The organism is Paenibacillus sp. 01T422 (assembly GCF_056398785.1).
The window spans coordinates 1-5,868 of the sequence record NZ_JBFTQB010000714.1 but is presented as its reverse complement, the minus strand read 5'-3'; the positions used below and the strand labels follow the sequence as shown (position 1 = coordinate 5,868).

Annotated in this window: 6 protein-coding genes; 2 read left to right on the top strand and 4 right to left on the bottom strand. The window is 45.2% G+C overall.

What is annotated here, in order from left to right:
* On the top strand, positions 1-1,525 hold a 1,525-nt coding region (locus tag AC1DUA_RS29615), incomplete at its 5' end, for a methyl-accepting chemotaxis protein (protein ID WP_477503152.1).
* Positions 1,526-1,584: 59 nt separating this feature from the next.
* Here the strand turns inward: AC1DUA_RS29615 and AC1DUA_RS29610 are convergent.
* Both AC1DUA_RS29610 and AC1DUA_RS29605 read right to left on the bottom strand, forming a co-directional pair.
* A complete protein-coding gene (locus AC1DUA_RS29610) occupies positions 1,585-2,433 on the bottom strand; it encodes an MBL fold metallo-hydrolase (RefSeq protein WP_477503153.1) in 849 nt (282 codons plus the stop codon).
* A gap of 14 nt (positions 2,434-2,447) precedes the next feature.
* Entirely contained in the window at positions 2,448-3,743 is a 1,296-nt protein-coding gene (locus AC1DUA_RS29605; protein WP_477503151.1) for a hemolysin family protein, read from the bottom strand.
* 153 nt (positions 3,744-3,896) lie between these two features.
* On the opposite strand from AC1DUA_RS29605, the gene AC1DUA_RS29600 reads away from it, so the two are divergent.
* The gene (locus AC1DUA_RS29600; protein WP_477503150.1) at positions 3,897-4,658 is read left to right on the top strand and encodes a DUF1836 domain-containing protein; all 762 of its coding nucleotides are present in this window, start codon (positions 3,897-3,899) and stop codon (positions 4,656-4,658) included.
* A gap of 58 nt (positions 4,659-4,716) precedes the next feature.
* On the opposite strand, the gene motB is transcribed toward AC1DUA_RS29600, so the two are convergent.
* Both motB and AC1DUA_RS29590 read right to left on the bottom strand, forming a co-directional pair.
* Positions 4,717-5,523: a flagellar motor protein MotB gene (gene motB, locus AC1DUA_RS29595; RefSeq protein ID WP_477503149.1), complete on the bottom strand. Its 807-nt coding sequence runs from the start codon at positions 5,521-5,523 to the stop codon at positions 4,717-4,719.
* On the bottom strand, positions 5,520-5,868 hold a 349-nt coding region (locus tag AC1DUA_RS29590; protein ID WP_477503148.1), incomplete at its 5' end, for a MotA/TolQ/ExbB proton channel family protein. The genes motB and AC1DUA_RS29590, both read right to left, overlap by 4 nt.

The following is a 5,868-nucleotide window of genomic DNA, read 5'->3' as shown; positions in this document are numbered from 1 at the left end:
GTACAATGAGTCTCAGGATCTGAAGACTGTGATTTTCGATCTAGTCGATAAGTTCTATGTGACCTATGCGGAGTCAGCTGATCAAGCCATCGTTTCCTCCACCAAAGCGCTAGACAGCACTAGCCTGGTCATGATGTATGCTTCCATAGTTGTGCTTGTGATTACGGTTTTGATCGCTTTCTTCTTGATTCGTTCATTTATCCGTCCAATTCAAAGACTGCAGAAAGCTGTTTCGCTTATCGCCGCAGGGGATTTGACCCATACGATCAATGCAACTTCCAAAGATGAGCTGGGTCAACTCAGCCAAGGCTTCGACCACATGATTCGCCAAGTGCGTCATATGCTTTATGCAACGAAGCAAATCGCTTCCTCCTTGAGCGATCACTCGTATGAGTTTCATCGCTTCTCTCAGCTTACGGCATCCGCGAACACGGACATCTTGAAAGCGATCGATGAAATTTCACATGGAGCTGATGAGCAGGCTATACAAACAGAATCTAGCTCGCTCATCATTACAGAGTTGGAAGCGGAGATTCGGGACATTACCGCCTATACCTATGAAATGATAAGAGCGAGCGATGAGGCCGCAGCCGGTACGCTGCAAGGCACAGGTTATGTCCGTGCGCTGAAGACCTCGTCCGAACAGTCGCAAGAAGTGCTGCATAAAGTTGATGCAGCGATGCAGACCTTAGCCGCCAGCTCGAAGCAAATTGGCGCCATCACACGTTCGATTACGGAGATATCGACGCAAACGAACGTCCTGGCCCTGAATGCCGCGATTGAAGCGGCAAGGGCCGGCGTGCACGGCCGCGGCTTCTCCGTCATCGCGGATGAGGTTCGTCACTTGTCGCAGCAGACAAGCGACTCGTCGAAGACAATCAGCGGCATTACGCAGGCGCTGCAGAAACAAATCCAAGAGCTGCAAAGCTCGCTCTTGGAAGCAAAGGATTCTGCGGTTACCCAGAATCATCGTGTCGCTGATACGCTCAGCTCCTTCGAGAGTATCGAGCATTCCATGACTGGCATCAAGGAACAGATTGAGCACATTCATTCGAAAATTGAGCAAGCGCGCTCCAAGAACGATCAGCTTGTTGGCTCCGTGCAGTTCGTGGCGGCGATCGCCCAAGAAACAGCTGCTGGCGTGGAAGAAGTCAACTCGACGTCCATTCAGCAGGATGCCTCCATCCGCCGCATTGCTGAAGAGTCGGATGATATTCTAGCATTGGCTGACCGGCTATTCGCGGAGATTAGCAAGTTCCAAATAACCGAAACTGATGAAGCAGGTATGGATGGTCAGAACAACGTAGATATAAATCAGACTAATAACGATGAAGGCACCGTAAGTAACAACGATAATAACGATAACGGACAAAACACAGATGGTCAGATTGAGGCTGATTTTGCAGGAATTAAAAAGGACGAAATTGTCGAAGAAACTGCTAGTCATGTTCGAGATGGTGAAGCCGAAACAACTGCAAAAGATGCAAATTCGAAGGATAAAAAAGAGCCTGTACTTATCGGCTAATCGAAGAAAGGACCTGAGGGTTTCCCTTAGGTCCTTTCTATTTATTTATTGAAGGAGCGCTAGTGCACGAAACGCCCTTCCTCCGGTAGAGCAACTTCGTCAAAATGCTCAGCCAAATATGCCAATTGATTCGTCAATTCCTCATCGCGCATCGGTGTGCCGTGTCCTGTCACAGCCAGGCTTGGACGAAGTTCATTCAACTTTTTGACCGATGCTTCTGCAGCTTCCCAATCCGTCGTGAAATATTTCGGCGGACCGCTGATTTCCTGCGTTTGGAGAAGCACTCGGTAAAGCGATTCCTGTTTCACCGTAACAAAAGCATCGCCAGCGATTAATGAGCGGTCTTTTTCCCGAAAAAGCGAAATGTGCCCTGGTGTATGACCCGGAGTATGTAACCATTGCCAATCAGGCAATCCAGGAATGGAGCCATCAGCGTGTAATGCCTTCACATGATCCCCGAGGTTGATCCCGTGATTCGGAAATAGCGGAGAAAGCTCACTGATGAGTCCCCCATCCACCGTTGAATCTCCTTCAGGATAGTTCGCTTTACCTGTTAGGAATGGGATTTCCTGCTCGTGCGCATAGACAGGCACATCCCAATGTTCAAGCAGCTCCTCGAGAGCGCCGACGTGGTCGAAATGTCCATGAGTCAAAATAATGCCCTGCGGCTTCGTCCTTGTGCCAAAATGATCCTCAGCCAACTGAATAATATTGTCTGCGGAATGTGGCATTCCGGCGTCGACTAGAAACCATGTTTTGGACTTACTGGTCGGATTACCGATCAAACATATATTAACGAACTGAATACAGTAGCAGTATATATCAATGCTCACTTCTCGACCTTCCCCGCTAGAAACCGTTGTTAACGGGATATGCGTATGCTCATAAGTAGACTCCAACTGTTGCAGGTTGGTCTTTCCGCTTAAATTTTCTGTGGAAGTTTTTTAATAATTTCGATCTTCCGGATCCGGTTTGCATCTCTCTCCCGAACGATAAAGGTCAAATCCTCATAATCCCATGGCTGGCCTTTTTCTAGTTCAGGTTGTTTACTATAAAGCCACCCGCCAATGGAGTCGACTTCTTCATGCTCTAGTTTAGTTTCAAGAAAATGATTGACTTCATCAACGAGCGCGGTGCCTATAATCAAGAATCGGTTAGCATCCAGCGATTCGATATCGCGCTTCTCGTCCTTATCAAATTCATCACGAATCTCACCGACAATCTCCTCAAGGATGTCCTCAATGGTTATTAAGCCGGCACTACCACCGTACTCATCCAATAGCAGCGCTATATGCACCTGTTCTTTCTGCATCTTCTTTAGCAGCTGTTTGATCGGCATGACATCAGGCACAGTCATTACAGGCTGCAGCAGTGATCCAAAATCAAAATTAGGGTTGTTATCATAATTCAAGAAAAACTGTTTGGTATTCACGATACCGATAATATTGTCCTTATTCTCTTTGGCAACAGGAAAGCGGGTATATTGCTCACGTTTAATGATCTCCAAGTTTTCTTTCAATGGTTTGTTAGCATATAAACAAACCATGTCGGTCCGCGGTATCATAATTTCGCGAGCTAACAGTTCATCAAATGTAAAGATCCTATCTGCGTAGCCATATTCGGTTTTATTGATTTTGCCGCTTTGATAACTTTCATGAAGAATAAGGCGAATCTCTTCCTCGGAGTGGGCTTCTTCATGCTCGCTAGCTGGCTTCATGCCGAGTAATTTGATCATGGCATTCGCAGATCCATTAAGCAGCCAAATGAATGGATACATTACTTTGTGGAAAATAACAATGATAGGTGCTGTAAGCACAGCGATTTGTTCCGCTTTTTGAATCGCAAGTGACTTTGGAGCAAGCTCACCAAGAACAACATGCAGGTAAGTCATCAAAACAAATGCGATACCAAAAGATAATATGTGTGACAAGCTATCGCTTAAGTTTAATACTTCAAATAAGGGGTGTAACAATTTCTCTACAGTCGGCTCTCCCAACCAACCAAGACCGAGCGCGGTAATTGTAATACCCAGTTGGCAAGCAGACAAGTAAGCATCTAGATTGGTTGTTACCTTCTGCACGGCAAGCGCATTCTTGCTACCTTCAAGAACCATCTGTTCGACACGGCTGGGACGGAGCTTAATAATTGCAAATTCGGTTGCCACGAAAAAAGCGGTTAATAATATGAGCACGGCTATTAAAAATAGATTCAAAACCATTGCAACTCATCCTTTACGTAATGAATTATTCTTATAACAAGTTCTTATGAACTATTCTAACGCATTATAAGTAATTAAACAATTTTGACAGGACTTAAACCGTATTTTATTATAAGTTCATAAGAACCGTTCCTAGGGCGAGGTGATGTCAATATGGAAACATTAACTTTTAGACGCAAAGATATGGCTGATTTAATGTTGTCCTTGAGTGGTCATCTAGAGAAATCACCTCTGGCTATCCTGCAAGACACATGGCGAATTCAGCATGAGAGTGATCTGGAGCAAGGAAAATCCATGTCCGCTTTCCTTTCAACGACACTTCCTCCCTTAATTGAGAAAATGATTAAGTCCGATATTAAGCCAGCTTTCTCCTTAAGCGATATCGTGGCACTTGGTACTCAAGTAGAGTTTACTCAATTTAGTGTTACCTCTATTCAGAATTGGGTGAAACGTGATTTCAAGGAATTGATCGGACTTCCTGAGGATGGGAAGAAATATTCTCTTCAACAAGTAGCTTTGTTTTTCATTATTGAGGATCTAAGATCTTCCTTGGACTATGAATCCATTCGCAAATTGTTCCATATATTGTTTAGTGCCGCGTCATATAGCTGTTCAGAACAAACCATTACGCCACTTAAGTTTTATTCCGTCTACGCGGAGCTGTACGAAGTGTTAGACGCTCGCTACAGGAATTACTCGGGAAATAGTCAGGATTTTATCTCCAAGTGGGATCAAATGTTGGATGAAACTGCACATGAATATGCCGTTTCACATTGCCCGCAGGCGGATGCCAAGGACCAGGAGATGCTCAAAAATGCTATTCATGTAGCTATCATCTCCGTGCACTCGTCAAGCTTTAACTCATTGGCAAGACGATATGTTAACGGCATGGTCTTCCTGCACAACTTTAAGTAGAAATAAACAAAAAGGCCACGAACCATGAATCGGTTCTTGGCCTTTCTCTCGTACAGACTTATTTCGCAATCTCATCCGTTGCCTTAATGTTGCGCAGAATGCTGACTTCAACCCTGCGGTTCTTGGCGCGGCCTTCCGTTGTATCATTGGCGGCAATGGGACGATATTCCCCGTATCCAACTGAGGAGTAAGAGGACGGATCGATTTGGCCATTATTCAGTAAAATTTTCATGAAATTAACGGATCGTTTGGCACTCAAATCCCAGTTTGTTTCAAAATCCGCTCGGTGAATCGGGATATTGTCCGTGTGCCCTCCCACCTCAACCTGATAGCCTGGGTAACTCGCCAGCATGCCAGCAATGGAAACTGCCAGCTTCTGCGAATCTTGCTTCATGGTTGCAGAGCCGGAATCGAACAACGCGCGATCACTGATCGTTATTGTCAGTTTCTCGTTATCCAGCTTCGTTGTTAACTGCTCATTCAACTGATTTTCTTTGATGAAAGCATCCATGCTTTTCTTTAGTTCTTCCAGATCCTTTTCTTCCTTTTGCAGCTTCGCAGCCAGCTGACTGTCCGTATTACTCTGGTCCTTCGTAGGTGGGTTCTGATTCTTGTTGTTGTTCTTGGTTGAATTCGCCGCATCGTCAATCGGAATCAAATTGGATACCGCGAATGGCGCTTCTCCTCCCGTAAACGCGTTGTTTAAGGACCGCATAATCGAGTCGTATTTCTTCGAATCCAACTGGCTAGATGCAAATAGAATGATAAAAAGAGCTAGAAGCAAAGTAAGCAAATCCGCATAGGGAATGAGCCAGGATTCATCAACGTGCTCTTCATGGTCCTCATGCTTCTTCTTTTTACTCACTGTGCCGCGTCCCCTTTCTCCTCTTCGTCATACGCCGCGCGATCGCTGTTCGCTACGAAGATCATCATTTTTTGCTTCACAGAGTTGGCAGATACACCGGATTGAATGGACAGCAAGCCTTCAACCACCATGAGTTTTATTTCAACTTCTTTCTTTGACTTCTGTTTAAGCTTGTTCGCGAACGGATGGAAAATAACATATCCCAGAAAAATACCGAACATCGTGGCAACGAATGCAGCAGAAATCAAATGCCCTAGTTTCTCTACTTCACTTAAGTTCCCGAGAGCAGCAATCAACCCTACAACGGCGCCAAGAACACCAAGTGTTGGTGCATATGTACCGGCT

Coding starts and splice junctions, on each gene's coding strand:
- AC1DUA_RS29605 (WP_477503151.1), bottom strand. CDS start 3,743: ATGGTTTTGAATCTATTTTTAATAGCCGTGCTCATATTATTAACCGCT.
- AC1DUA_RS29600 (WP_477503150.1), top strand. CDS start 3,897: ATGGAAACATTAACTTTTAGACGCAAAGATATGGCTGATTTAATGTTG.